The sequence below is a fragment of the Ruegeria sp. AL12 genome (genome assembly GCF_056540885.1).
Window position 1 is genome coordinate 13283 of sequence record NZ_JBQFXN010000005.1, and the last position, 23483, is coordinate 36765.

Consider the following 23483-nt stretch of genomic DNA (forward strand, 5'->3'; position numbering starts at 1 on the left):
TTGGCCAGATGAAGAGGGCTCCGGCGCGTTCGGAGCGGAGACGGGAATGGACGATTTGAGTGCTTTTTGGACGGCCGCGCTGCGGCAGCTCTGGGGGTTGGACGCCCGTTTGACGCGGTTGGATGGTGAATATGATCTGAACTTTCTGGTGCACGCCACCAATGGTCAGGATTATGTGCTTAAGGCCATGCGGGCCGGATGCGATGTGGATCTGGTTGATCTGCAAATCAAGGCGCTGGCACATATCGCTTCTGAGGCACCGGGGCTGCCGTTTCCCAAGGTGTTCCCTGATCTGACCGGCGCAATGCTGCCCGAGATTGCCGATTCTGAAGGACAGCGCAGGCTGGTTTGGCTGTTGGAGTGCCTGCCGGGCCAGTGTTACGCGAAGGCCGCTCCAAAATCCGAAGAGCTGATCCTGAAACTGGGCCGTGTATTGGGGGCAACCGACCGGGCCCTGGAAGGGTTTGAGCATGAAGGGTTGCACCGGGCCGGTTTCAAATGGGACCTGATGCAGGCGGGCTGGATTGCTGACAAGTTAAACGCGATCTCTGACCCCGCGCAGCGGGCACTGCTGACGGAAATCTGTGAGGGGTTCGCTGCAATCGCGGATGTCCTTGCGGACCTGCCGAAACAGGCCATCCACAATGACGCCAATGACTACAACATTCTGGTCGAAGGAGAACTGGGCGAGCGGCGGCGGATTTCGGGCCTGATAGATCTGGGCGACATGTGCGCCGCGCCGCGCATCTGCGATCTGGCAATTGCCGGCGCGTATGTCGTGCTGGATCACCCCAAGCCGGAACGGGCGCTGGCTGCGTTGGTAAAGGGCTATCACGCGGCCAACCGGCTGCGGGCGGATGAGGTTGACCTGATCTGGCCGTTGCTGAGGATGCGGCTTGCCGTGTCGGTCGTCAACTCGACCCTGATGGCGGCCGAGAATCCGGATGATCCTTATGTGACGATCTCTCAGGCGCCTGCTTGGCGGTTCCTTGAGAACACGTCAGTCAATGGCGGGCTGATGTCGGCGCGGTTGCGGGCGGCTTGCGGCTTGCCCGTGGTTGATGGGGCTGAACGCATCCACACCTATCTTCAGGAACACCGGGGACATTTTGCCGACATGTTCGGCCAGGACCTGGGCGATGTGCCCATGGGCTCGCTTTCGGTCGAAAACTGCGTCTGGCCGCAAGACCCGTTCCACATGCCTTTGGCCGAGGCCGCGCGCGTTGGCGAGGAATACGGGCAGGACCTGTGGCTGGGTTACTACAACGAGCCCCGCCTGATCTATGCCGAGCCGGGGTTCCGCAAGGGCCCCTGGAAAGCCTCGGACCGGCGGACGGTGCATCTGGCCGTGGACGTGTTTGCGCCTGCCGGGACGGTTCTGCATGCGCCGATGAGCGGGCGGGTCGAAGTGGTCGAGAACCGCGACCAGCACCTTGATTACGGCGGGGCGATCATCCTGCATCACGAAACGCCCGAAGGCGACCCGTTCTATACGCTCTATGGCCATCTGGACCCGGAATGCTGTGACCGGCTGAAACCCGGCGACCCGGTGGCACAGGGGGCCGCGTTTGCGCGGTTGGGCGATGCCGGCCAGAATGGCGGATGGGCCCCGCATGTGCATTTCCAGCTGGCCCTGACCACCGATGGCATGGAAGCGGACTGGCCCGGTGTCGGAGACCCGGACGAGCTGGAGCTGTGGCACGCGGTCTGCCCGAACCCGGCGGCGTTGCTGAACCTGCCGGATGACAAGGTGTTCTATCACCCAACTGACAAAGCGGACATCCTGCACAAACGGCGGGCGCATTTCGGGGGCAACCTGTCCCTGACCTATGACGATCCGGTCATGCTGGTGCGCGGCTGGAAGCATCACCTGTTCGACGAATGGGGACGCCCCTATCTGGATGCCTACAACAACGTCCCGCATGTGGGCCATGCCCATCCGCGCATTCAGGCCGTGGCTGCGGACCAGTTGAAGCGGATGAACTCGAACACCCGCTATCTGCATCCGGCACAGGTGGAATTTGCCGACAAGATCCTGTCGAAGATGCCGGATCACCTACAGGTCTGCTTTTTCGTCAATTCGGGAACCGAGGCAAACGAACTAGCCCTGCGGCTGGCCCGCGCCCATACCGGCGCAAAGGGGATCGTGACGCCGGATCACGGCTATCACGGGAACACGAACGCTGCGGTGGCGATCTCGGCCTACAAATTCAACAAACCGGGCGGCATCGGGAAAGCCGACTGGGTTGAACTGGTCGAGGTTGCCGATGACTATCGCGGGTCATTCAGGCGTGACGATGCGGACCGGGCACAAAAATTTGCTGATCTTGTCGATCCGGCGATTGCCGCCCTTCGGGATCGGGGACAGGGCGTGGCCGGTTTCATCGCGGAAACCTTCCCGTCCGTCGGCGGACAGATCATTCCGCCCAAGGGCTATCTGCCTGCGGTTTACGAAAAAATACGTGCTGCGGGGGGTGTTTGCATCGCCGATGAGGTGCAGACAGGTCTGGGACGGCTGGGTGAGTATTACTTTGGCTTCGAACACCAGGGCGCGGTTCCCGATATCGTGGTGATGGGCAAGCCAATCGGAAACGGGCACCCGCTGGGCGTGCTGGTGACAACCCGCGAGATCGCGGACAGCTTCAACAACGGGATCGAGTTCTTTTCGACCTTTGGCGGTTCAACCCTGTCCTGCCGGATCGGCAAAGAGGTGCTGGATATCGTCGATGACGAAGGGTTGCAGGACAATGCCCGCCGGATGGGGGATCGTCTGATGGCGGGGCTGCGCCAGATCGAAGCCGACTTTGGTTGCGTTGGCGACGTGCGGGGTATGGGGCTGTTTCTTGGCGTGGAACTGATCAACCCCGATGGAAGCGAAGGCACCGAGATTTGCAGCTATGTCAAAAACCGGATGCGCGATCATCGCATCCTGATCGGCAGCGAAGGGCCCAAAGACAACATCCTGAAAATCCGCCCGCCCCTGACCATCGAGGCCGAGGATGTTGACATGATCCTGTGGGCGCTGCGGGATGTGTTGTCCGAGGTGGGCGACTTTACCCCTGCCCCTGTTTGCGATCATGACCATCACCATGCCGGATGCGGGTGCTGCTGAACGAAAAAACCCCGGCGCATCGCCGGGGTTCAACCGTTTCACACTCAGGGTCAGTGGAGCACGGCCGAGGGGGTCTGGTGGCCGGTGGTCGGCATTTTGAAACCTGCGGTCATACGTCTGAGAGTCAGCCCCAGTTCTTCCGACAGAGATGCCAGCGCGGGGGCAAAATCCGGACGTACGATCAAAGACGCCAGCATCATCGCATCTTCACGCGCCCCTTCCGACGCTGCCGCGATCATCTGGGCAAAGCAATTCTCATCCGCGCCAAGGCATGCACATCCAAGACCATGCCGGATCAGGGGGCGGCGGCCATGGGTGGCGCATAGCGAGCACAAGCGATCCAAAGTCAGCATTGCCGCCCGCCCGCAATCCGCGCCCAGCGCGACTTGGAAATCGCTGGCAGCGTCGGCACGACCGCCCTCGCCTTCGCTCCACATCCGCAGGTACATCACGGCACCCGCTTCGATGGGATCGAGATCGGCAAGGCGGCCAACCGCTGCGCCGCCGCGCTTCAAAGGCGCGCTCATTTCGTCAGGATCAGTTTGCCTGCACGGGTGATGCGCAGGGTATAGAGTTGATCGCCAAGTTCTATATGGGCCAGGTTGCCGCCCTTGGTCAGATCCTCGGCCTTGTGCGCGGGAAGCATCGAGACAGCGTAACCTTGGGTTGGGGTCGGGTTCTGTACGTTCATCGGGACATCTCCAGAGCGTTTCGGCATGGTGCCATATCTATCGCGTTTCAATTGATTTGGCTGACCCCGAAAGGGCTGGCTTTCTGTTCCTGTCGCTTAATCTGATTATTTTAGTAAGGATTGTCAAGCATCGTTTTGAAACAGGCGATTGCCCCCCGGTACAGGGCGGGTTAGGTCTTGGGTCGGGCGATGAAGGGCAAGCAAACATGACCGCAGCAGTTGTATTCGATCTTGACGGAACGCTGGTGGACAGCCTGGGCGATCTGGCGGCGGCGGCCAACCGCACGCTGAACGACGTTGGGCATGATCCATTGGCGACGGATATCATCAAAGGATTCGTTGGCAACGGTTTACCCAAGCTGGTCGAACGCATGATCCGGCATTGCGAGCTGCCGCTGGATCGCCACGCGGAACTGACCCAACTGACCCTCAAACACTACAATTCCGCGGCCAGCGAAACGACTGTTCCCTACCCCGGCATCCCAGAGGCATTGGCCAAATTGCAGCAAATGGGATGCGTTCTGGGCGTCTGCACCAACAAACCCGAAACACCGGCGCGGCATGTGCTGGAAGCACTGAACCTGTCCCGGTATTTCGACGCGGTTCTGGGTGGCGACAGCCTTTCGACGCGAAAACCGGACCCCAACCATCTGTTCGCAAGCTTCGATGCGCTTAGGGCGTCCGGCCCGCGTCTGTTCGTCGGCGACAGCGAAGTTGACGCGGAAACGGCTGCGCGTGCGAAGATCCCGTTTTTGCTGTTTACAGAAGGATACCGCAAAACACCGGTCGCCGAAATTCCACACACCGTGGCCTATGGCGCATCACAAGATTTGCCCGCCCTCGTCGCCGAATTGATCAAAAGCTGACGCCGGGCGCAAAGATCATCGCGCCCTTCGACGCCCGTAACGATCAGCATGGCCACTGACCCCGACTGCCATGCCCCCCAAAAGTTAAGAGGGGCCGGCCGAGGGGGTGTGGCCAGCCCCTCATCGGGGAAAGTTAATACCGTGTGTGTTTGTGTGGTAAGTACGGTAAGTTACGTTTACCCCTGTTTGTTGCGGCGCGAAATTGGGGGTTTCCCGTAGTTCCCCAAAAAACGCGATAAATAAGGGATAAATGGCGTTTTTCCGACCCCGGTCATCTGCAAGTTTTCGCATGCAAGACGGGCTTCTGGCCCGCAGCTTCGCAGGGATGATCTGCAAGCCGATTGCAAGCCAAGGGTAACCCTAGGAAAACCTGTCAGAAATCACGCGACCCTGAAATTACCTGAACAGAACGGTGCTCGGTCAATTGACCGCATGAACCCGCCGGTTCAAATCCCGGACAGCCTGACAAATGCGTGTTTGTGATACTCAAAACCAAACGATCTGCGCCAAACGCGGCTGAATTCCGCGCCTCAACGCGAGATTCCTTGCCGACTCCGTCGACCCCGACTGCGCTTTCCGAATCTTCCCTACACCTGGCACGCGACGTTCAATCGGTTCTAGCAGCCTTCTGCGCGGCAGATGCGTGCGGGGTTGCGCTCAGGATATCAGGCTGTCGGGCACCAACACCCTGTTCATCACAACCCGACGAATCTGTCGGCCGTTTTCACAGCACCCTGCCGCGCAGGAAAACCGGCTATTGGTAATTCTTCGCCTTGGACATTTTGCCGATACCCGGATTGAACGCGTTGGTCGGGTCACAGCATTTGTAATGTGCCGCCAGGTCCGGCTTGGCCTTGTAAAGGTGCCCCACGTTATGTTCAGCAGGGTATTCCGCGCCGCGTTCGTCAAACAGTTTCAACATTGCGGCCTTCAGAGCTTTTGGGTCAGCCCCTTTTTTGACTATGTAGTCCTGATGCATCACGTGGCACATGAAGTGCCCGTAATAGAGTTTGTGAACCAACTGGTCTTCGATCTCAGGCGGCAGCTTCTCTAGCCAGTCCTGGTCGTTGCGGCGCAGTGCGACGTCAAGTGCAATGATATCTTCGACGTCGTCCGAATGGATCGCCATGTAACGCACCGCCGCGCCTGCCGCCGCAAAACGATGAAGGCCCGCGATCCTTGCCTCTCGCGCATCACATTCGAAAAATCCGCCATCCCGGCCACTCAGAAATCGCGGCAACCACGCAGCAGCCTCGGACACACCGTCATCCTTCATTTTCAGGATCAAGTGATGTTCGAACTTGTCGCGAAAATCCGTCATCCGTTTGGGCAGGACACGGGGCCACAAAGCTATTGCTGCCTGCATGAAACGATCAGTGAAATTTCGCAAAAACGGAATGCGCCGCAGGCGGGCATCCACGGCGCCTTTCATCGCAAAGAACATTGGCAGACGGTCCGTGCCAAGCTTGTCGATCATCACGACCGTGTCCTTGCCATAGCGTGCTGCAATATCGAACGCTTCGCGATGCATGTATTCGGCCGAAACCGGCAGCGATTTGAACTCTGACAATATGTGGCGCCGCAGGTCCGCCAGATCGTCGGGATTGTTGGTGCCCACATAGAACACCTTCTCGACCTCGTTCTTGGGAAAGGTGTCAAGGCGCACGGCAAAAACGGCCAGCTTCCCGGCCGAGCCCGAAGATTCGAAAAGCTTGGCCTTGTCCGCATTGAACCGCGCAGGCGTTTCCGCATTCACATCCCGCACGATCTGTGCGTAGTCGCTGGCCGATGCACGTTTGTTGGTTGCCCCGGGATTGCGTTCGAACCTGCCTGCATCGAGGTTTGCAAGGATCTCTTCCGGCGTGCTGCCCAGATCGATGCCCAGATGGTTGACCAGTTCCAATTTACCCTGTTCGGTGATTTGCGCATAGACGGAAAGTTCCGTGTAAACCGGACCGCGCTCTACCAGAGAACCGCCGGAATTGTTGCATACCCCACCCACGATCGACGCGCCGATGCAGGACGAACCGATCACCGAATGCGGCTCGCGTCCGAACGGGGCCAACAGTTTTTCCAACGCAAAAAGCGTGGCGCCCGGAAAGCTGACGATCTGATCTGCGTCGTTCAAGGGCACCAGAGTATCCATCCGGCGCGTGTTGATCAGAACTACGTCACGGTCATAGGTGCCGGACGGCGTAGACCCTTCGGTCAGGCCAGTATTGGCCGCCTGCATGATGACGATCTTGTCGGCTGCAACGCAGGCTTGCAGGATCTTCCATTGCTCCAGCAGGGTCCCCGGCTGAACGACGCACAGCGCCTCACCCTCGCCCGAGCGGAAACCGCGCCGAAAGCGCTCTGTCGCGCGCGCTCCGATCAGCACGTGACGCGTACCGACGATAGAGCGGAAATGTTTGATCAACGCGTCATTGGTCATATCGGCCCCCGTTTCGGGTTAGGGATTGCGGAAACGAATATTCTCGCGGCTGAGCTGGCCAACACTGGTGACACCCATCAGCTTCATGTCGCGCTCGATCTCGGCACGCATCAGCCCAAGGGCCCGTTCGACCCCAGCCTGCCCCGCGGCAGCCAGAGGATACAGGTAGTGCCGCCCGATACCCACGGCTTTGGCCCCGATCGACAGCGCCTTGAGCACATGGGTGCCACGCTGAATGCCGCTGTCCATCATCACGTCCAGCTTGTCGCCGACGGCATCGACAATCTCGGCCAGTTGATCGAACGGCGTGCGCGATCCGTCCAGTTGGCGGCCACCGTGGTTCGACAGGATGATGCCGGTGCACCCGATCCCGGCCGCGCGTTTGGCATCCTCGACGGTCATGATCCCCTTCAGGCAGAATTGACCATCCCAGTCGCGCACCATCTGCGCCACGTCATCCCAGTTCATCGACGGATCGAGCATATCGGTGAAATACCCGCCGATCGAGCTGGCCCCACCGCCCATATCCACGTGTTCCTCAAGCTGAGGCAGCCGGAACTTTTCATGGGTGACATAGTTGATCCCCCACATCGGCTTGATCGCAAATTGGATCATCCCGCCCAGCGTCAACCGGAACGGGATCGAGAACCCCGTGCGCAGATCACGCTCGCGGTTGCCGCCGGTGATGCTGTCGACGGTCAGCATCATGACCTCGACACCCGCCTCTTTGGCGCGCTGCATCATGGCGGCGTTCAACCCGCGATCCTTGTGAAAGTAGAATTGATAGACCTGCGGGTTCTTGTGTTTTTGGCGCAGCTCCTCCAGCGAGACGGTGCCCAGAGAGGAAACTCCGAACATGGTTCCGTATTTCTCGGCCGCCGCCGCGACGGCGCGTTCACCCTGATGGTGGAACAGGCGCTGCAACGCGGTGGGTGAGCAATAGACAGGCATGTCCAGTTTCTGCCCCATCACCGTGACGGACATGTCCACGTCCGAAACCCCACGCAGAACCGAAGGCAACAGGTCGCAGCGGTCGAACGCCTTGGTGTTTTCCCGATACGTCACCTCATCATCCGCGCCACCGTCGATGTAGTTGAAGATCGGCCCCGGCAGTCGTTGCTTGGCCAGCCGCCGGAAGTCGTGGAAGTTATGACATTGGCTCAGACGCATCCGATAAGCTCCTTAGTAGGCGACCGAGGGCAACCAGGTGGCGAGGGTCGGCCACAGGAACACTAGCGCCAATCCGGTCAATTGCAGCAGGACAAATGGGATGATGCCCTTGTAGATATGCGTCAGCTTGATCTCGGGCGGGCAAACACCTTTGAGATAGAACAAGGCAAAGCCAACGGGCGGCGTCAGGAAGCTGGTTTGCAGCGTCACCGCAACCAGGATCACGAACCACACCAGCGCCGGTTCATCCAGAACGCCAAAGCCGGGGATGTCGATGCCCAGACCGTTCACGATGGGGCGCATCAGGGGCAGCACGATCAGCGTGATCTCGATCCAGTCCAGTACGAAGCCCAGCAGGAAGACGATGAACAGGATGAACAGAATTGTCCCGTTGGCGCCAAAGCCGGTGGATTGCACCACGTGTTCGATCAGCTCATCCCCGCCCAACTCGCGCAGCACGTATGAGAACACGGTCGCACCGAGGAAGATCGCAAAGATATAGGCGGTGGTGTTGAAGGTCGACACCAGCACGTTCCACAGCTTGGCAAAGGTCAGCTTGCGATAGCCCAGCGCCAGCAGGGTCGCACCCAAGGCACCGATGCCGGACGCTTCGGTTGGCGTGGTCAGACCGGCAAAGATCGACCCCAACACGGCAAGGATCAGCATCAGCGTCGGGATGACTGCGATCAGCACGTCCTTCACGGCTGCCCAGTCGGGGGCTTTCGCGCCTTCGGGTACGGGGGCCGCGTCGCGTTTCACCAGAGCCAGAATGAAGATGTAGGTCAGATACAAGGCGCCGATGATCACGCCCGGGAAAACCGCGGCCATGAACAGGTCACCGACTGACAGGGCCATTTGATCGGCCATGATCACCAGCATGATCGAGGGCGGGATAAGGATGCCCAATGTCCCCGAGGCCGAAACCACGCCCGCCGCCAGCGTCGGCTGGTACTTCTGCTGCATCATCGACGGCAGCGACAGCACGCCCAGCAGAACAACCGAGGCACCAATGATGCCGGTCGAGGCCGCCAGAATGATCCCGATCAGGGTCACGGTGATGGCCAGTCCTCCGCGCACCGTCCCGAACAGGCGCTGCATCGAGGACATCAGACGCTCGGCCACTCCGGATTCGTCCAGCATCAGCCCCATGAAGATGAACATCGGGAGCGCAACCAGAACCGCGTTGGACATGGTCGCGTAGACCCGGTTCACCACAGCACCCAGGGTCAGGTAATCAAGCCCGGTAAAGGTGCTTTCCAACCCGGTCCACAGCATCAGATCGTTGTCGAACAGATAAGCCAGACCGCAATAGGCGACGCCGACACCGGCCAGCACCCACGCCACCGGGTAACCGGTGAACAAAAGCGCGATGAAGGTCAGGAACATCGCGATGACCAGCTTTTCCTCGGTCGTTTCGACCAGGAAGGTCAGGCCGACGCAGACGGCAGCGAATACCGCCAGTACCAGAAGAATACGGCGCAGCGGCGCGCCTTCACGTTCTGAGGCCGGCCCGTAGATCAGCGCGTGCCCGTCATGGATCAACCGTGCCAACGCGGCCAGCGCCAACAGCACAAAGCTGATCGGAATGACCGCCTTGAAAGCCCAACGCGCAGGCAGGCCGGTTGGGCTGTCCGAGCGTTCGTTGACGCGGAAGCTTTCGTAGAAATAATCATAGCCCTGATCGACCATCAGATAGATGAACGGGGTCAGCAGGGTCAGGATGCCGATCACCTCGATGATCCGCTGCGCGCGGCGCGAAAGCTGCATATGCAGGACGTCCACACGCACATGGCTGTCGGTGATCAAGGCATACGAGATGCCGATCATCGTGACGATTCCATAGAAATGCCACTGGATCTCATCCAGTTTCGGGTAGTTCTGGCTGAGCAGGTAGCGCAACGAGACCTGTGCGAAGATCGCGCCCATCAGCAGGACATTGGCCCACATGACGACATGACCCACAGCCTTTACCCCGGCATCGATCGCGACGGCGATTTTCTGGCGGTCGGAATCGGGGTGTTCCAGGATGCCTTCATAGGCTTCGACCGGATCGTTGAGGTTCTTTTGGGTGGTCATGGTCATTCCTCGCTCAGCAACCCGGAATACGGGCAGTGAAAGGTTAGAAAGTCCGAAGATCGAAAAGCAGGAACCGGAGCGGCGGATCGGGCCGCCCCGGCAACGTCAGTGAGGGAGAGATTACTGACGTGGGAGGAAGGCGTTCGTCTTCCAGAGGTTATAGCCGTCACGGAATTCGTTCATGTCGGCCAGAACCTTGGCAAAGAAGGCATCATTGGCGGCTTCTTCTGCGGCAACCTCTTCCCAGGTCGCGCGGAAGGTATCCAGCATCTCGGGCGACCACTGCTTGATGGTGACGCCGTTGTTTTCAACGTTGTCGATCAGGGCCGCGTGCTGGATGGCTTCGCCTTCGGCAAAGCTGTCCGCCATCGAAGCCTTGCAGGCGCTTTCGATGATTGCCTTGTGCTGATCGCTGGTTTCGTTCCAGACGTCCTTGTTGATCAGCAGTTCAAACACGGTCGCCTGCTGATGCCAGCCGGGGAAATAGTTGAACTTGACCAGCTTGTGGAAGCCCAGGCGCGCGTCGATGGCAGGCATTGAAAACTCGGTCGCGTCAATCGCGCCTTTTTCCAATGCGGGGAAGATCTCGCCACCTGGCAGCAGCGAGGTCGCCACACCCAGTTTTTGCATCACCTTGCCGCCCAGACCAAAGAAACGCATCTTCAGCCCGTTCAGGTCCTCGGGCGAATTGATTTCGGACGCGAACCAGCCCGAGGTTTCCGGCGCGATGATGGCACAGGGCAGTACTTTGACGTTGTAACCGGCCTGATCATACATCTCCTGATACAGGGTCATGCCGTTGCCATAATACAGCCAAGCCATGTATTCGCCCGCCTCGGGGCCGAACGGCACGGCCGAGAACAGCGGCGCAGCCGGGATTTTTCCGGCCCAGTAACCGGCCGTGGTGTAACCCGAGTTGATCTTGCCGGTGGACACGGCGTCCAGAATTTCGAAGGGCGGCACCAGTTTTCCCGGCTCGTACACCTTCATCTTCAGCGTGCCGCCGGACATCAGTTCCAGCTGATCAGCCACACGTGGAATAGGCGAACCCAGGCCCGGCAGTTCGGTCGAAAAGGCAATCGGTGTTTTCAGCAGTAGCTTGTCCGCCGCAACTGCGGGTGCCGCCAGCAGGCTGGCGGCCACGGCCAGGCTTGTCAGGGTCTTCTTCATGAAATCTCCTCCAGGGTTGGTCGGGTTTTCTCCGATCAGTGGCGCAGGCTCTTCCAGCGCCGCTCCGGTGGTAAACTAACTTTACCAGCTTAAACCAGTCAATAACTTTGTTTACCACTGGCGCCGATCGAAACTGGAATCTCGCCTTCTGCAAGCCCTGCGAAATCCCGATACGACTGCCTCAAAAACCAACAGATTCTCCAAAAATCATTCAAAAACAGACATGTAATTCACATCCGGGAAGAACAGCCTCGCGCTTGAAATCTGAACGGATATGGTTATCTTTGTTTACCAGTTATTCTGGTTATTTCAGCGTCACACGGGGCAATATCTCATGAACACCACGGCGATTTTTGAACCGGTTGGACACGAATCGCTGGCTGATGCGGTGGTTTCACAGGTCGAGGACCTGATCGCTTCGGGCATCCTGAAGCAGGGCCGAAAACTGCCTTCCGAGCGCGATCTGGCCGAGATGTTGCGCGTGTCGCGCCCGAAGTTGCGCGAGGCCCTTCAGGTGCTGGAAGAACGCGGGCTGGTCACAACGCAACACGGTGAGGGAACATTCGTCGCGGCCCTGACCGGACAAGCCATGATGCCCGCGCTTCTTGCTTTGTACGAACGCCACGAGCCGGCTTTCTTCGACTATCTGGAGTATCGCCGCGAGCAGGAAGGTTTCGCGGCCCGGCTTGCCGCACGTCGCGCCACCAAGGCAGACAAGGAACGGATTTCCGAGATCCTTGATGAAAACGAGCGTGCCTGGCAGGAGCAGGACGCCAAGGCTTCGCAAGAGGCGGACTTTGCGCTGCATTCCGCGATTGTGGATGCCAGCCAGAACGCGACCCTGATCCACATGATGGCGTCGATCTACGAACTCACCCGCAAGGGCGTTTTCTACAATCGCGACTTCTTGCGCACGATTGACGGGACCGGCGAAAAGCTGCTGCAACAACATCTCGAACTTGGACGCGCGGTGATCGAAGGGGATGAGAAGCGGGCCGAAAAAGCGGCAAAGGATCACATCGACTTTGTTGAAGAATCTTTCAAACTCGGGATCGAGCAGCGGCGACGCGAAGCCATGGCCGAAAAGCGCCGGATACTGTCACGCTGACGGCTTTGCCACCCATTTGCCCTTCTGATTGCGGGGCCCCAGTCCCCGAGGTGGCCGCGAAAGGCACCTGTTTGGCGATTTGCGACCGGTTTCCAAACTTGCCCGATCCGGCTGTCAGATATCTTCTCCGGGCGGTTCCAGAAGGCCGCCTGGCTCCAACAAGGCCCGCTCGGACAGCCACGGGTTGAGCTCAAGCGCCTCGGACAGTGCTGCGCGCGCATCTTCCAGGCGCCTCAACCCCAACAGGGACAAAGCTCGCCCACTCAGCGCACCGATATGGTTTGGCGACATTTCGATCGTGACATTCAGGTCGCGCAATGCCGCGTCAAAATCCTGCCTCAGGTAGTTTACGAAAGCCCGCTGATTGTAGCCTTCGGCGTAATCCGGGCAATATTCGACAAGTTGGTTGAAATCGTCCAATGCGCTCGACAAATCCCACGCCTCTCGTCGCGCCATTCCCCGATCCAGCAATGTCTGCGATCGGGCATCCGGCGCGTCTGTCCAAAGTTCCCACATTTGATTCGAGATGACCCGGGCGTCGCTTTGCGATTGCGCCTTTTGGACCTGCTTGATCAGCGCATCCACACCTTCGATATGATCCGGAGCCGTAGGGCATGTCTCGGCCATGGCCGAGCATGAACACGTGATCAGTAAAAACGTTGCAGCACAGGTTCGCATCACGAAACAAGGGTGGGCCATAATTCCGCCGCGTCAAGGCTGATGTTCAAAACCGCCCAGCATACCGGTTTCCTTCACGGCCTCCATCGCAACAAAAGTTGAGGTATTGGCGACATGCGGCAGAGACGAGATCTTCTCGGCCAATACACGGCGGTATTCCGACATCGTGGCGGTGCGCACTTTCAGAAGATAGTCAAAATTGGACGCGATCATATGCGCCTGCTCGACCTCGGCGGTTTTGCGGACGGCTGCGTTGAACTCGGCCAGCGCCTTTTCGCGGGTATCGGTCAAACGCACCTCGACAAACGCGACGTGATCCAGCCCCAGCCGGATCGGATCCAGCATCGCCCGATAGCCCGTGATCACTCCGCTCGCCTCCAGCCGTTTGAGCCGCGCCTGCGTCGGAGATTTCGACAGCCCGATCTCGCGCGCAAGATCGGCCACCGAGATACGGCCGTCCTCGGCCAGAATCCTTAGAATCGACCGGTCAAACCGATCAAGATCAGGAAAACTCATTTGAACTGTCCGCTACCAAAAATTCAGATCGTTCTCCTTCAATTACATCAAACTCAGTCCGTTGTCCTGATTTTTCCACATTATATTATCGCAAAGACCGGAGGACATATGTCACACAGCCTGCGCACCCTCATCGATACTTCCACCTATGCCGATCAGTCGGCAGTTCTTGAGACACTGATCTCTCAGGCCAGCCTGACGGACACGGATCGCAGCGCCATTGGCGCCGCGGCTGCGCAGCTTGTGCGCGACATCCGGTCCAGCACTTCTCCGGGGTTGATGGAGGTGTTTCTGGCCGAATATGGCCTATCCACCGACGAAGGCATCGCCCTGATGTGTCTGGCCGAAGCGTTGCTGCGCGTGCCGGATGCCGACACAATTGACGCGCTGATCGAAGACAAGATCGCGCCCTCCGATTGGGGCAAGCATCTGGGGCAATCCTCGTCCTCGCTGGTGAACGCCTCGACATGGGCGCTGATGTTGACCGGAAAGGTGCTGGACGAGGGCAAGGCGTCTCCGGTCGGGGCGCTGCGCGGTGCGATCAAGCGGCTGGGCGAGCCGGTGATCCGCACTGCCGTGGCACGCGCGATGAAAGAGATGGGCCGGCAGTTCGTTCTGGGGGAAACCATTCAGTCCGCCATGGACCGCGCACGCGGGATGGAGGAGAAAGGCTATACCTATTCCTACGACATGCTGGGCGAAGCGGCCCGGACCGAAGCGGACGCGGCGCGCTATCACCTGTCCTATTCCCGCGCCATCTCGGCCATTGCCGAGGCCTGCACCCATGACGATATCCGCGCCAACCCGGGCATTTCGGTAAAACTGTCCGCCCTGCATCCCCGTTATGAGCTGGCACAGGAACAGCGTGTGATGGACGAGCTGGTGCCGCGGCTGCGGGCGCTGGCCCTGCTGGCCAAGGCGGCCGGAATGGGCCTGAACGTCGATGCAGAAGAGGCGGATCGCCTGTCGCTGTCGTTGCAGGTGATAGAGGCGGTGATGTCCGACCCGGCCCTTGCCGGCTGGCACGGGTTTGGCATCGTGGTTCAGGCCTATGGCCCGCGCGCAGGCCTGGTCCTGGATACGCTGTATGGCATGGCCGAACGTCACGATCGCCAAATTATGGTGCGATTGGTCAAAGGCGCCTATTGGGATACCGAGATCAAACGCGCGCAGGTCGAGGGGGTAGATGGCTTTCCCGTCTTCACGCACAAGGCGGCAACCGACGTCTCCTATATCGCCAATGCACGCAAACTGCTGGGCATGACCGATCGGATCTATCCGCAATTTGCCACGCACAACGCGCACACGGTCAGCGCCATCCTTCACATGGCCAAGGATCAACCGTTCGAGTTTCAGCGCCTGCACGGCATGGGCGAGACCTTGCATCAGATCGTGATGGACAAGCAGAGCACCCGGTGCCGCATCTACGCACCTGTGGGGGCGCATCGCGACTTGCTGGCTTATCTGGTTCGGCGCCTGTTGGAGAACGGTGCGAATTCATCCTTCGTCAACCAGATTGTGGACGAGGATGTGCCACCGGAAGTGGTCGCCGCCGATCCGTTTGTTGCGATCCGGACCCCTCCGCCCGCACTGCCGACCGGGCCGGAATTGTTCCAGCCTGAAAGACCGAATTCCAAGGGTTTTGACCTGCATCACACACCAACCCTGGATCAGATTGATGCGGCACGGGATCAGTTCCGCGCCCATCACTGGTATGCGCAACCCTTGCTGGCCGATGCGGCCAAACCCGACGCGGATGAGCCGGTGATCAATCCGGCACGGCCGCAGGACAGGCCCGGCGCGGTGGCCCCAGCCAGCGCGGCGGATGTGGAAATGGCATTGGCCTCGGCCAACCCCTGGGATGCCCCCGCTGCCGAACGCGCCCGCATCCTCAATGCCGCAGCCGATCTTTACGAAGCCCATTATGGCGAGTTGTTTGCCCTGCTGGCACGTGAGGCCGGGAAGTCGCTGCCCGATGCGGTGGCCGAACTGCGCGAGGCGGTGGATTTCCTGCGTTACTATGCAGCCAACATCCCCGATGCCGAACCCGCGGGGATTTTCACCTGCATCAGCCCGTGGAACTTCCCGCTGGCGATTTTCTCAGGACAGATCTCCGCCGCGCTGGCTACCGGAAACGCGGTTCTGGCCAAGCCTGCGCCCCAGACGCCCCTGATCGCCCACCGGGCCGTGCAGCTGCTGCACGAGGCGGGGGTGCCACGCGATGTGCTGCAACTGTTGCCGGGTGGGCCCGCCGTGGGTGCGGCGCTGACGTCGGATCCGCGCATCTCGGGCGTGGCCTTCACAGGGTCAACAGCCACCGCGCTGAAAATCCGTGCGGCGATGGCCGGATCCATGCGCCCCGGTACGCCGCTGATCGCGGAAACCGGCGGTCTGAATGCGATGATCGTCGACAGCACCGCCCTTCCCGAACAAGCCGTGCAGTCGATCATCGAAAGCGCCTTTCAGTCGGCGGGCCAGCGCTGCTCTGCCCTGCGCTGCCTGTATTTGCAGGAAGACATCGCCGATGACGTTCTGACCATGCTCAAAGGGGCGATGGATGCGCTGTCGGTCGGCGACCCTTGGCTTTTGTCGACGGATTGCGGACCGGTGATCGACGAACAGGCCCGTCAGGGCATCGCCGAGCATGTGACCAAAGCGCGCCACGAAGGGCGGGTGCTGAAAGAGCTTCCGTTGCCGCCCGAAGGTATCTTTGTTGCGCCGACACTGATCGAGATCCCCGGCATCGCCGCGCTGGAACGCGAGGTGTTCGGCCCGGTGCTGCACGTCGCCCGGTTCAAATCGCAAGAGATCGACAAGATCATCGCCGATATCAACGCCACCGGATACGGCCTGACCTTCGGTCTGCACACCCGCATCGACGACCGTGTGCAGCATGTGACCGAGGCGATCCATGCGGGCAACATCTATGTGAACCGCAACCAGATCGGCGCCATCGTCGGGTCTCAGCCCTTTGGTGGCGAAGGATTGTCAGGCACGGGCCCCAAGGCGGGCGGGCCGAACTACATGATCCGGTTCTGCGCTCCCGACCGTCAAAGCACGGCGGATACCTGGGGCGCCGTGGCTGATCTGCCTGCGGCACAAGGTCAACCTGCGCAGGTCAAAACCCGGTCCCTGCCCGGCCCGACCGGTGAATCAAACCGCCTGAGCGAATACCCACGCCCGCCCTTGTTGTGCATGGGGCCCGGAGAGGCCGCAGCGCGTGCGCAGGCCGATGCTGTACACGCGCTGGGTGGCACCGCCATTCAGGCGACCGGGATGCTTGACCTGCACCGGTTGGAAAACCTGACCGGCATTTCGGGCGTGTTGTGGTGGGGAGACGACGAAACAGCGCGGCAGATCGAACAGCATCTGGCGCGCCGCGACGGCCCGATTCTGCCGCTTATACCCGGCAAGCCCGACCGCGCGCGTGTTCTGGGTGAACGCCATGTCTGCGTCGACACGACCGCGGCGGGCGGAAACGCCGCTTTGTTGGGAGGTGCGGCATAAGCTTGCCTTGACGCTGGGCGCACAAAAGCCCAGCGTCAAGGCATGTTTCCGATCCGCGACCATAACCCCTCGGGGCGCACACCTTATGTTGTCTATGCCTTGCTGGCGGCCAATATCCTGATCTTCCTCAGCTATGCCGGGATCATGGATGATGGCCCACGGATCGGCAGGCTGTTTTTCGACTACGCCATCATCCCGGCGCGGGTCAGCGACGGGTTCGGGCTGGAAACCCTGGTGACATCCATGTTCCTGCACGGGGGCTGGATGCACCTGGCCGGCAACATGCTGTTTCTGTGGATCTTCGGTGACAATCTGGAAGACGAGATGGGCCATCTGCCCTTCCTGCTGTTTTACATGGCGGCAGGAATCGGCGCGGGCCTGTTTCACGTAATCACCGGGCCCGAGTCCCAAGTTCCCACTGTTGGGGCCTCGGGCGCGATTGCGGGCGTGATGGGCGGGTATCTGTTGCTGTTCCCGAAAGCACGGGTGGATATCCTGCTGATCCTGATCGTCTATTTCAGGGTCTTTACCATTCCCGCCTTCATCATGCTGGGCGTCTGGCTGGCGATACAGTTCTTTGGCAGCGTCACCAGCAATCCGGACGAAGGCGGCATCGCCTATTGGGCCCATACCGGGGGGTTTGCCGTTGGCCTGATCCTGTGCATACCGCTGTGGCTGAGACGCGGCGGAATTCAGTTCTGGGATCGCACCCATGGACACCCGCCCCACCCGGAGGCGAAGTACAAGTTGTCACAATCCCGCATTCCGCGCGTTCCGCGCCGCTAAAGCCGGTTCAAAGGGCGCCTAGCCCCGGATCACCTTGGCGAACTGATCGAAGATCGGTTCGTTCGAACAGATCACTTCACCATCGTCCAGCACGTTGCCTTCAGGGTTCAGCGCCTGCACGAAACCGCCAGCCTCTTTGACGATGATCACACCGGCGGCCAGATCCCACGCATTCAGGCGGCGCTCCCAGAAGCCTTCGTACCGGCCCGCGGCCACATATGCCATGTCCAGCGCGGCGGCGCCCCAACGACGCACACCGGCGCAGGCGGGCATCAGACGCGCCAGATCCTGCAAAGTCGCAGGCAGGTCCGAGCGGCCACCAAAGGGCAGACCGGTCGCGAAGACCGATTCAATCATGCGATGACGACCCGACACGCGAATACGGGTGTCGTTCATCCAGGCGCCCTCACCTTTTTCAGCAAAGAACATCTCGTCCTTGGCGGCGTCATAGATCACGCCGGCAACGATCTTGCCCTTGTGTTCCAGGGCTATGGAAATCGCCCAATGCGGCAGGCCGTGCAGGAAATTGGTGGTGCCGTCCAGCGGGTCGACGATCCAGCGGCGGGTCGGATCCTCGCCATCGATGGAACCGCCCTCTTCGGCCAGCCAGCCATAGGTCGGCCGTGCGCCCAGCAGCTCTTCTTTCAGGATGGCTTCGGCGGCAATGTCGGCCTTCGAGACGAAATCTCCGGCGCCTTTCATCGACACCTGCAGATTCTCGACTTCACGGAAATCCTTGACCAAAGAACGCCCCGCCTTGCGCGCGGCCTTGATCATGATGTTGAGATTTGCGCTGCCAACCATTGTCAAAAGGCTCCTGTCCGGTCAAACCGCGCGTATACTGCCGCAATGCGCCCTTGCCAAGAGGAATGATGCGCATAACAGACCCGCAGGAAACGCCGTTACTGGGATTGCAGCTTGCGCGCTTCTTCCCGAGCCAGTTTCACCAGTTCCTGCACAAAGGGTTTCTCCAGATCTTCCGACCGGACGGCGGCATAGAGACGCCGTGTAATGCCCTCTTTCGTCAAGGGTCGGGTAACGTAGTCCGAGTTGTATTTGACCTCGCGCACGACCCAATCCGGCAGCACTGAAATGCCCCGGTTCGATGCGACCAGCAGCAGGATGACGGCGGTCAGTTCCACCTGCCGGATCGTTGCAGGCTCAACCCGCGCCGGGATCAACAGCTGGCTGAACACATCCAGACGCGTGCGTTCCACCGGATAGGTGATCAGGGTCTGACCGCGAAAATCCTCGGCCTCGATATAGTCTTTCTTGGCCAGGGGATGGGTCGAAGCGGCCACAAACACAGCGTTATAATCAAAAAGTTCGACAAATTCGACGCCCGGCAGGTCTTCGGGATCGGACGAGACCACCAGATCGACCTCTTCCTTCTGCAAGGCCGGAAGCGCGTCGAAGGCCAGACCGGGGCGGATATCGACATCGACGTCACCCCAGGATTTCCTGAAAGATTCGAGCACCGGGAACAGCCATTCGAAACAGGCGTGGCACTCGATGGCTATATGCATCCGCCCTGTGCGCCCGTCCCGCAGCGAAGAAAATTCATTCTGGGCGGCTTCGACCTGCGGCAGAATCTGCTCGGCCAATCGCAACAGGCGCAAACCGGCAGCCGACAGTTTCATGGGTTTGGAGCGGCGCAGAAACAGCTCGACCCCGGCCTGATCCTCCAACCCTTTGATTTGATGGCTCAATGCGGACTGGGTGATGTTCAACTGATCCGCGGCGCGGGCCAACCCGCCGCATTCATGGATCGCCTTGATGGTGCGCAGGTGCCGGAATTCAATATGCATTTCAAACAGCGTTCATGTTGTTGTTGAGTAATATGAGTTTGTTTCACAATGCTTGCCATGGCACAAGAGGCTCAGTTGATCCAGTGAGGCCACGATGTCCAAACCTGAAATTTCCTTCGAGTTCTTTCCACCCAAAACTCTGGAAGCCTCTTTCCGCCTTTGGGACACGGTCCAGACATTGGCCCCTTTGGATCCCCGCTTTGTTTCCGTCACCTACGGCGCTGGCGGCACGACGCGTGAACTGACGCGCGACGCGGTTTCGACCCTGCACAAGTCATCGGGCCTGAACGTGGCCGCTCATCTGACCTGCGTCGATGCTTCGCGGCAGGAAACGCTGGAGATCGCAGACACCTTTGCCCGCGCCGGCGTGCAGGACATCGTCGCCCTGCGCGGCGACCCGCCGAAGGGTCAGGACAAGTTTGTGCCGCACCCCGACGGGTTTTCCAGTTCGGTCGAACTGATCGAGGCTCTGGCCGAAACCGAAATGTTCAGCATTCGTGTCGGGGCCTATCCCGACACCCACCCCGAGGCCGCAAACATGGCTGCGGATGTGGACTGGCTGAAGGCCAAGCTGGACGCAGGCGCAGACGAAGCGCTGACGCAGTTCTTTTTCGAAGCCGAAACCTTTTTCCGGTTCCGCGATGCTTGCGCCAAGGCCGGCATCGACAAACCGATCGTGCCGGGCATCTTGCCGATCGAGAACTGGGCAGGTGCTCGCAACTTCGCCAAGCGCTGTGGCACGCATATTCCCCTGTGGGTCGAACAGGCGTTTGAAAAGGCGGTGCGCGACGAGCGTGAGGATCTGTTGGCCACGGCAATCTGCACAGAGCTGTGTTCGGACCTGATCGAAGGCGGCGTGGACAAGCTGCACTTCTATACCCTGAACCGTCCCGAACTGACGCGCGATGTCTGCTTTGCACTGGGCATTACACCGAGCGTTGAGTTGGAAAACGTCGCCTGACTTTCAAAAAACCCAATGATTCGCCCGGGTTACGTTTACGCCCGGGCGTTTGTCGTTTCAGAAGATGTGCACTGTTTCACAACCCCGCCCCTGAAACGGCGCCTTTGAGGGACAATTGAATCTCAGCATCGCGATTGTTGTCCCCAGCCCGGCAAATCATCCCTGAAATTTGACAAAACTATGACTGTGACCACACTGGTTCTGTGTAGTTTGTAAAGAGTGTTTTGAGTATGGAACCTGTCGATAAAGTGCGGGCGCGCGCGGATGCGTTGGCGGATCTGGGGTTGAGTCCCTGCGCCGGTTCCCAAGAGATTAGAGACGCCTGGAGGCAGATCGCCTTCCAGTCGCATCCCGATCATACGGATGGGGACAGTTCCGGTTTTTCGCGCGCCAAGGCAGCATATGATTTTCTGCGCAAGGAAGGGTTGGTTACAAAAGGTGGTGCCAGTTCCGGCCCTCCGCAACCGCGCCGCCCCCGTTTGAAAAAGCGCATCATCGAACTTCCGCTGGAAGATATCGCCGCCTGCAAGGCGATTCTGAATCCCGACCAGAGGTTGCCGCAAATGCACGATGAAGCCGATACTCAGGACACATCTGATGCATGTGTTTCGGATCACGTTCCCGACGCGGTCGGGTGTTACGGGCGGCATCTGACCTATTTTGTCACCACGCCCGTGCATCATGGGGCAAATCGCGTGGCCTTGCCAACGACCGTCCTGACCAACGCGCGTCACACCGAGGCTGAAATTCTGAGCTTCCAGTCAAAAGATACCGGCGCCGGAGAAGTCATCATCCCCGATACGATCCGCGAACGGAAGTTTCCGGGGGCCAAAAGTGTTCGGATCAGGTTTGATGCCGATCAGGATATTCGGGATCAATTCTGGCTTGCGGGGTAACGGCCTCAGCCCGGCTTGACCAGCCGGGCTTGGTTCTTTTGATGCCGGATCAGTTTGAAACCGGGCCTTCCGACGTGAATTTCGGGATCACATTGGTCGAGGCGTCGCTTGGTTCGATACCGGGCCAGTTGCCTTCGGCAAGATTGATATTGCCTGGAATGTCTTCCTCGAAAAATCCGACAACCACGTCGGTGATGTTGAGATACAGCTTGTCATCCACGATCCGCCACAGGTTTGGATTTGCAGGAACCTTGCCACCACGCGACACGCCGTAAGCGCAGTGCCCATCATATTGCGGCGCGTAGTATGCTGGGTTTTCAAGGAATTTGTCGCGGTTTTCCTCGGTCGCAAATGCCCAGGTCGCACCGTTGTACTCGGCGGTGATGTTGGTATTTCCACGCACACCTTCGGGCTGCGACTGGCCAACTGGCATCTGATCCAGGCTGCGATAGGCAACGACATCATAACCCGAAACAGCAAAACCTGTGCCGTCGATATATTGAGGGCCGGCAAAAGCCGGAACCGCCAGAGCTATGGCCGCAGCGAGTGTCAATGCAAAGCGTTTCATGTCGTCCATCCTTTTCGGGTCAACTAAATCCGTGATGCCTTGGGGCAGGTCTGACAGGACAATATGCGATTCCCAAGCGCTGCGTAGTCCCCCTAACGCCGCTGTGACCCGACACGAGAAAACGTGAGAGTTTGGCGGCGGATTGTTACAGAATACGCCAGTTGAGTGGGGTTGGACTCGGCGGTTTGCAATATTAGCTGTATGGCAGCCCTGACATAGGCAAGAAAGGCAAGTGATGAGCGACCAATCCTCGTATACCCCTCCAACGGTCTGGACCTGGGACAGTAAAAGTGGCGGACAATTCGCCAACATCAACCGACCGATCGCCGGAGCGACCCATGACAAGGACCTGCCGGTCGGACGGCATCCTCTTCAGCTGTACTCGCTCGCGACACCCAATGGCGTGAAAGTCACGGTGATGCTGGAAGAGCTGTTGGCACTTGGTCATGAAGGCGCTGAATACAACGCCTGGCTGATCAATATCGGAGAAGGCGATCAATTCAGCTCGGGCTTTGTTGAGGCCAACCCGAACTCGAAAATCCCCGCGCTTTGGGATCGGTCGGGAGACAAACCTGTTCGTGTTTTTGAAAGCGCCTCGATCCTGTTCCATCTGGCTGAAAAGTTCGGCGCGTTTCTGCCCGCATCCGGCCCCGAGCGGACCGAGGTAATGAACTGGGTGTTCTGGCAGATGGGCAGCGCGCCTTACCTGGGCGGTGGGTTCGGGCATTTCTACGCCTATGCACCCGAGAAATGGGAATACCCGATCAACCGTTTCGCCATGGAGACCAAGCGCCAACTGGATGTTCTGGATCGTGAACTGGCGGGAAAAACCTTCATCGCGGGCGAAGACTATTCCATCGCAGACATGGCGATTTGGCCCTGGTATGGCCAGTTGGTTCTGGGCCGCCTTTACAGCGCGGCAGAGTTCTTGGACGTGGAATCCTACAAGAACGTCATGCGATGGGCCAAGGCAATCGACGCGCGCCCGGCGGTTCAGCGCGGCCGCATGGTCAACCGCGCCTTTGGCGAGCCGCACACGCAGCTTCACGAACGCCACGACGCCAGCGATTTCGAAACCCGCACGCAGGACAAGCTGGAAGCGGCGGCGGAATAAACATATCCTAGGCGCAACGACA

Annotated in this window: 19 protein-coding genes; 8 read left to right on the forward strand and 11 right to left on the reverse strand. The window is 59.5% G+C overall.

Translation table 11 applies throughout. The features are described 5' to 3' along the window. Positions 1 to 46: 46 nt before the first annotated feature. Entirely contained in the window at positions 47 to 3112 is a 3066-nt protein-coding gene (locus tag ACR0C6_RS13805; protein ID WP_480619793.1) for an aminotransferase class III-fold pyridoxal phosphate-dependent enzyme, read from the forward strand. Between the two features lie 50 nt (positions 3113 to 3162). On the opposite strand, the gene ACR0C6_RS13810 is transcribed toward ACR0C6_RS13805, so the two are convergent. Together ACR0C6_RS13810 and hemP are read right to left on the reverse strand one after the other, a co-directional pair. Next, positions 3163 to 3639 carry a hypothetical protein gene (locus tag ACR0C6_RS13810; protein WP_171232842.1) on the reverse strand — a complete coding sequence of 159 codons (477 nt, stop codon included), beginning with the start codon at positions 3637 to 3639 and terminating at the stop codon, positions 3163 to 3165. Then, the gene (hemP, locus tag ACR0C6_RS13815) at positions 3636 to 3803 is read right to left on the reverse strand and encodes a hemin uptake protein HemP (protein ID WP_083445319.1); all 168 of its coding nucleotides are present in this window, start codon (positions 3801 to 3803) and stop codon (positions 3636 to 3638) included. The genes ACR0C6_RS13810 and hemP overlap by 4 nt, the downstream gene beginning before the upstream one ends. 206 nt (positions 3804 to 4009) lie before the next feature. On the opposite strand from hemP, the gene gph reads away from it, so the two are divergent. Further along, positions 4010 to 4669: a phosphoglycolate phosphatase gene (gene gph, locus ACR0C6_RS13820; protein WP_171118672.1), complete on the forward strand. Its 660-nt coding sequence runs from the start codon at positions 4010 to 4012 to the stop codon at positions 4667 to 4669. A gap of 754 nt (positions 4670 to 5423) precedes the next feature. On the opposite strand, the gene dld is transcribed toward gph, so the two are convergent. The 4 genes from dld to ACR0C6_RS13840 all read right to left on the reverse strand — a co-directional run bounded on the left by dld (position 5424) and on the right by ACR0C6_RS13840 (position 11519). Continuing rightward, positions 5424 to 7103, reverse strand: a complete 1680-nt coding sequence (gene dld / locus ACR0C6_RS13825) for a D-lactate dehydrogenase (RefSeq protein ID WP_480619796.1) — start codon at positions 7101 to 7103, stop codon at positions 5424 to 5426. Positions 7104 to 7121: 18 nt separating this feature from the next. Next, entirely contained in the window at positions 7122 to 8273 is a 1152-nt protein-coding gene (locus ACR0C6_RS13830; protein ID WP_224853979.1) for an alpha-hydroxy acid oxidase, read from the reverse strand. Positions 8274 to 8285: 12 nt separating this feature from the next. Continuing rightward, entirely contained in the window at positions 8286 to 10349 is a 2064-nt protein-coding gene (locus tag ACR0C6_RS13835) for a TRAP transporter large permease subunit (RefSeq protein WP_152458931.1), read from the reverse strand. Between the two features lie 120 nt (positions 10350 to 10469). Further along, positions 10470 to 11519, reverse strand: coding sequence for a TRAP transporter substrate-binding protein (locus tag ACR0C6_RS13840; protein WP_152458932.1), 1050 nt, complete (start codon positions 11517 to 11519; stop codon positions 10470 to 10472). A 334-nt stretch (positions 11520 to 11853) separates the two neighbouring features. Here ACR0C6_RS13840 and ACR0C6_RS13845 point away from each other — a divergent pair, with 334 nt between their 5' ends. Further along, positions 11854 to 12627, forward strand: a complete 774-nt coding sequence (locus ACR0C6_RS13845) for a FadR/GntR family transcriptional regulator (RefSeq protein WP_152458933.1) — start codon at positions 11854 to 11856, stop codon at positions 12625 to 12627. 114 nt (positions 12628 to 12741) lie between these two features. On the opposite strand, the gene ACR0C6_RS13850 is transcribed toward ACR0C6_RS13845, so the two are convergent. Together ACR0C6_RS13850 and ACR0C6_RS13855 are read right to left on the reverse strand one after the other, a co-directional pair. Beyond that, positions 12742 to 13254, reverse strand: coding sequence for a tetratricopeptide repeat protein (locus ACR0C6_RS13850; RefSeq protein WP_480619798.1), 513 nt, complete (start codon positions 13252 to 13254; stop codon positions 12742 to 12744). Between the two features lie 84 nt (positions 13255 to 13338). Then, positions 13339 to 13821, reverse strand: a complete 483-nt coding sequence (locus ACR0C6_RS13855) for an Lrp/AsnC family transcriptional regulator (RefSeq protein WP_152458934.1) — start codon at positions 13819 to 13821, stop codon at positions 13339 to 13341. A 108-nt stretch (positions 13822 to 13929) separates the two neighbouring features. Here ACR0C6_RS13855 and putA point away from each other — a divergent pair, with 108 nt between their 5' ends. Together putA and ACR0C6_RS13865 are read left to right on the forward strand one after the other, a co-directional pair. After that, entirely contained in the window at positions 13930 to 17328 is a 3399-nt protein-coding gene (gene putA, locus ACR0C6_RS13860) for a bifunctional proline dehydrogenase/L-glutamate gamma-semialdehyde dehydrogenase PutA (RefSeq protein WP_480619800.1), read from the forward strand. Positions 17329 to 17370: 42 nt separating this feature from the next. Beyond that, positions 17371 to 18114: a rhomboid family intramembrane serine protease gene (locus tag ACR0C6_RS13865; protein WP_480619802.1), complete on the forward strand. Its 744-nt coding sequence runs from the start codon at positions 17371 to 17373 to the stop codon at positions 18112 to 18114. Positions 18115 to 18132: 18 nt separating this feature from the next. Here ACR0C6_RS13865 and ACR0C6_RS13870 read toward each other — a convergent pair whose 3' ends face one another. Next, the gene (locus ACR0C6_RS13870; RefSeq protein WP_480446021.1) at positions 18133 to 18918 is read right to left on the reverse strand and encodes an inositol monophosphatase family protein; all 786 of its coding nucleotides are present in this window, start codon (positions 18916 to 18918) and stop codon (positions 18133 to 18135) included. 98 nt (positions 18919 to 19016) lie between these two features. Next, entirely contained in the window at positions 19017 to 19922 is a 906-nt protein-coding gene (locus ACR0C6_RS13875; RefSeq protein WP_171725953.1) for a LysR family transcriptional regulator, read from the reverse strand. Between the two features lie 94 nt (positions 19923 to 20016). Here ACR0C6_RS13875 and metF point away from each other — a divergent pair, with 94 nt between their 5' ends. Both metF and ACR0C6_RS13885 read left to right on the forward strand, forming a co-directional pair. Further along, complete coding sequence (metF, locus tag ACR0C6_RS13880) at positions 20017 to 20883, forward strand: methylenetetrahydrofolate reductase [NAD(P)H] (RefSeq protein ID WP_171232846.1); 867 nt, start codon at positions 20017 to 20019, stop codon at positions 20881 to 20883. A 230-nt stretch (positions 20884 to 21113) separates the two neighbouring features. Then, complete coding sequence (locus tag ACR0C6_RS13885; protein ID WP_480619804.1) at positions 21114 to 21779, forward strand: J domain-containing protein; 666 nt, start codon at positions 21114 to 21116, stop codon at positions 21777 to 21779. Positions 21780 to 21828: 49 nt separating this feature from the next. Here ACR0C6_RS13885 and ACR0C6_RS13890 read toward each other — a convergent pair whose 3' ends face one another. Next, on the reverse strand, positions 21829 to 22347 hold the full coding sequence (locus ACR0C6_RS13890; RefSeq protein ID WP_171638951.1) for a YHS domain-containing (seleno)protein: 519 nt from the start codon (positions 22345 to 22347) through the stop codon (positions 21829 to 21831). 235 nt (positions 22348 to 22582) lie between these two features. Between ACR0C6_RS13890 and yghU the strand changes: the two genes are divergently transcribed. Then, positions 22583 to 23461 (forward strand): glutathione-dependent disulfide-bond oxidoreductase, encoded by an 879-nt coding sequence (gene yghU / locus ACR0C6_RS13895; RefSeq protein ID WP_480619806.1) that lies wholly within the window; start codon positions 22583 to 22585, stop codon positions 23459 to 23461. Positions 23462 to 23483 lie beyond the last annotated feature (22 nt).

Excerpts from the sequence above, each read along its gene's own strand:
- ACR0C6_RS13805 (WP_480619793.1), top strand. The coding sequence starts at position 47 with ATGGACGATTTGAGTGCTTTTTGGACGGCCGCGCTGCGGCAGCTCTGG.
- ACR0C6_RS13810 (WP_171232842.1), bottom strand. The coding sequence starts at position 3,639 with ATGAGCGCGCCTTTGAAGCGCGGCGGCGCAGCGGTTGGCCGCCTTGCC.
- hemP (WP_083445319.1), bottom strand. The coding sequence starts at position 3,803 with ATGAACGTACAGAACCCGACCCCAACCCAAGGTTACGCTGTCTCGATG.
- gph (WP_171118672.1), top strand. The coding sequence starts at position 4,010 with ATGACCGCAGCAGTTGTATTCGATCTTGACGGAACGCTGGTGGACAGC.
- dld (WP_480619796.1), bottom strand. The coding sequence starts at position 7,103 with ATGACCAATGACGCGTTGATCAAACATTTCCGCTCTATCGTCGGTACG.
- ACR0C6_RS13830 (WP_224853979.1), bottom strand. The coding sequence starts at position 8,273 with ATGCGTCTGAGCCAATGTCATAACTTCCACGACTTCCGGCGGCTGGCC.
- ACR0C6_RS13835 (WP_152458931.1), bottom strand. The coding sequence starts at position 10,349 with ATGACCACCCAAAAGAACCTCAACGATCCGGTCGAAGCCTATGAAGGC.
- ACR0C6_RS13840 (WP_152458932.1), bottom strand. The coding sequence starts at position 11,519 with ATGAAGAAGACCCTGACAAGCCTGGCCGTGGCCGCCAGCCTGCTGGCG.
- ACR0C6_RS13845 (WP_152458933.1), top strand. The coding sequence starts at position 11,854 with ATGAACACCACGGCGATTTTTGAACCGGTTGGACACGAATCGCTGGCT.
- ACR0C6_RS13850 (WP_480619798.1), bottom strand. The coding sequence starts at position 13,254 with ATGGCCGAGACATGCCCTACGGCTCCGGATCATATCGAAGGTGTGGAT.
- ACR0C6_RS13855 (WP_152458934.1), bottom strand. The coding sequence starts at position 13,821 with ATGAGTTTTCCTGATCTTGATCGGTTTGACCGGTCGATTCTAAGGATT.
- putA (WP_480619800.1), top strand. The coding sequence starts at position 13,930 with ATGTCACACAGCCTGCGCACCCTCATCGATACTTCCACCTATGCCGAT.
- ACR0C6_RS13865 (WP_480619802.1), top strand. The coding sequence starts at position 17,371 with ATGTTTCCGATCCGCGACCATAACCCCTCGGGGCGCACACCTTATGTT.
- ACR0C6_RS13870 (WP_480446021.1), bottom strand. The coding sequence starts at position 18,918 with ATGGTTGGCAGCGCAAATCTCAACATCATGATCAAGGCCGCGCGCAAG.
- ACR0C6_RS13875 (WP_171725953.1), bottom strand. The coding sequence starts at position 19,922 with ATGCATATTGAATTCCGGCACCTGCGCACCATCAAGGCGATCCATGAA.
- metF (WP_171232846.1), top strand. The coding sequence starts at position 20,017 with ATGTCCAAACCTGAAATTTCCTTCGAGTTCTTTCCACCCAAAACTCTG.
- ACR0C6_RS13885 (WP_480619804.1), top strand. The coding sequence starts at position 21,114 with ATGGAACCTGTCGATAAAGTGCGGGCGCGCGCGGATGCGTTGGCGGAT.
- ACR0C6_RS13890 (WP_171638951.1), bottom strand. The coding sequence starts at position 22,347 with ATGAAACGCTTTGCATTGACACTCGCTGCGGCCATAGCTCTGGCGGTT.
- yghU (WP_480619806.1), top strand. The coding sequence starts at position 22,583 with ATGAGCGACCAATCCTCGTATACCCCTCCAACGGTCTGGACCTGGGAC.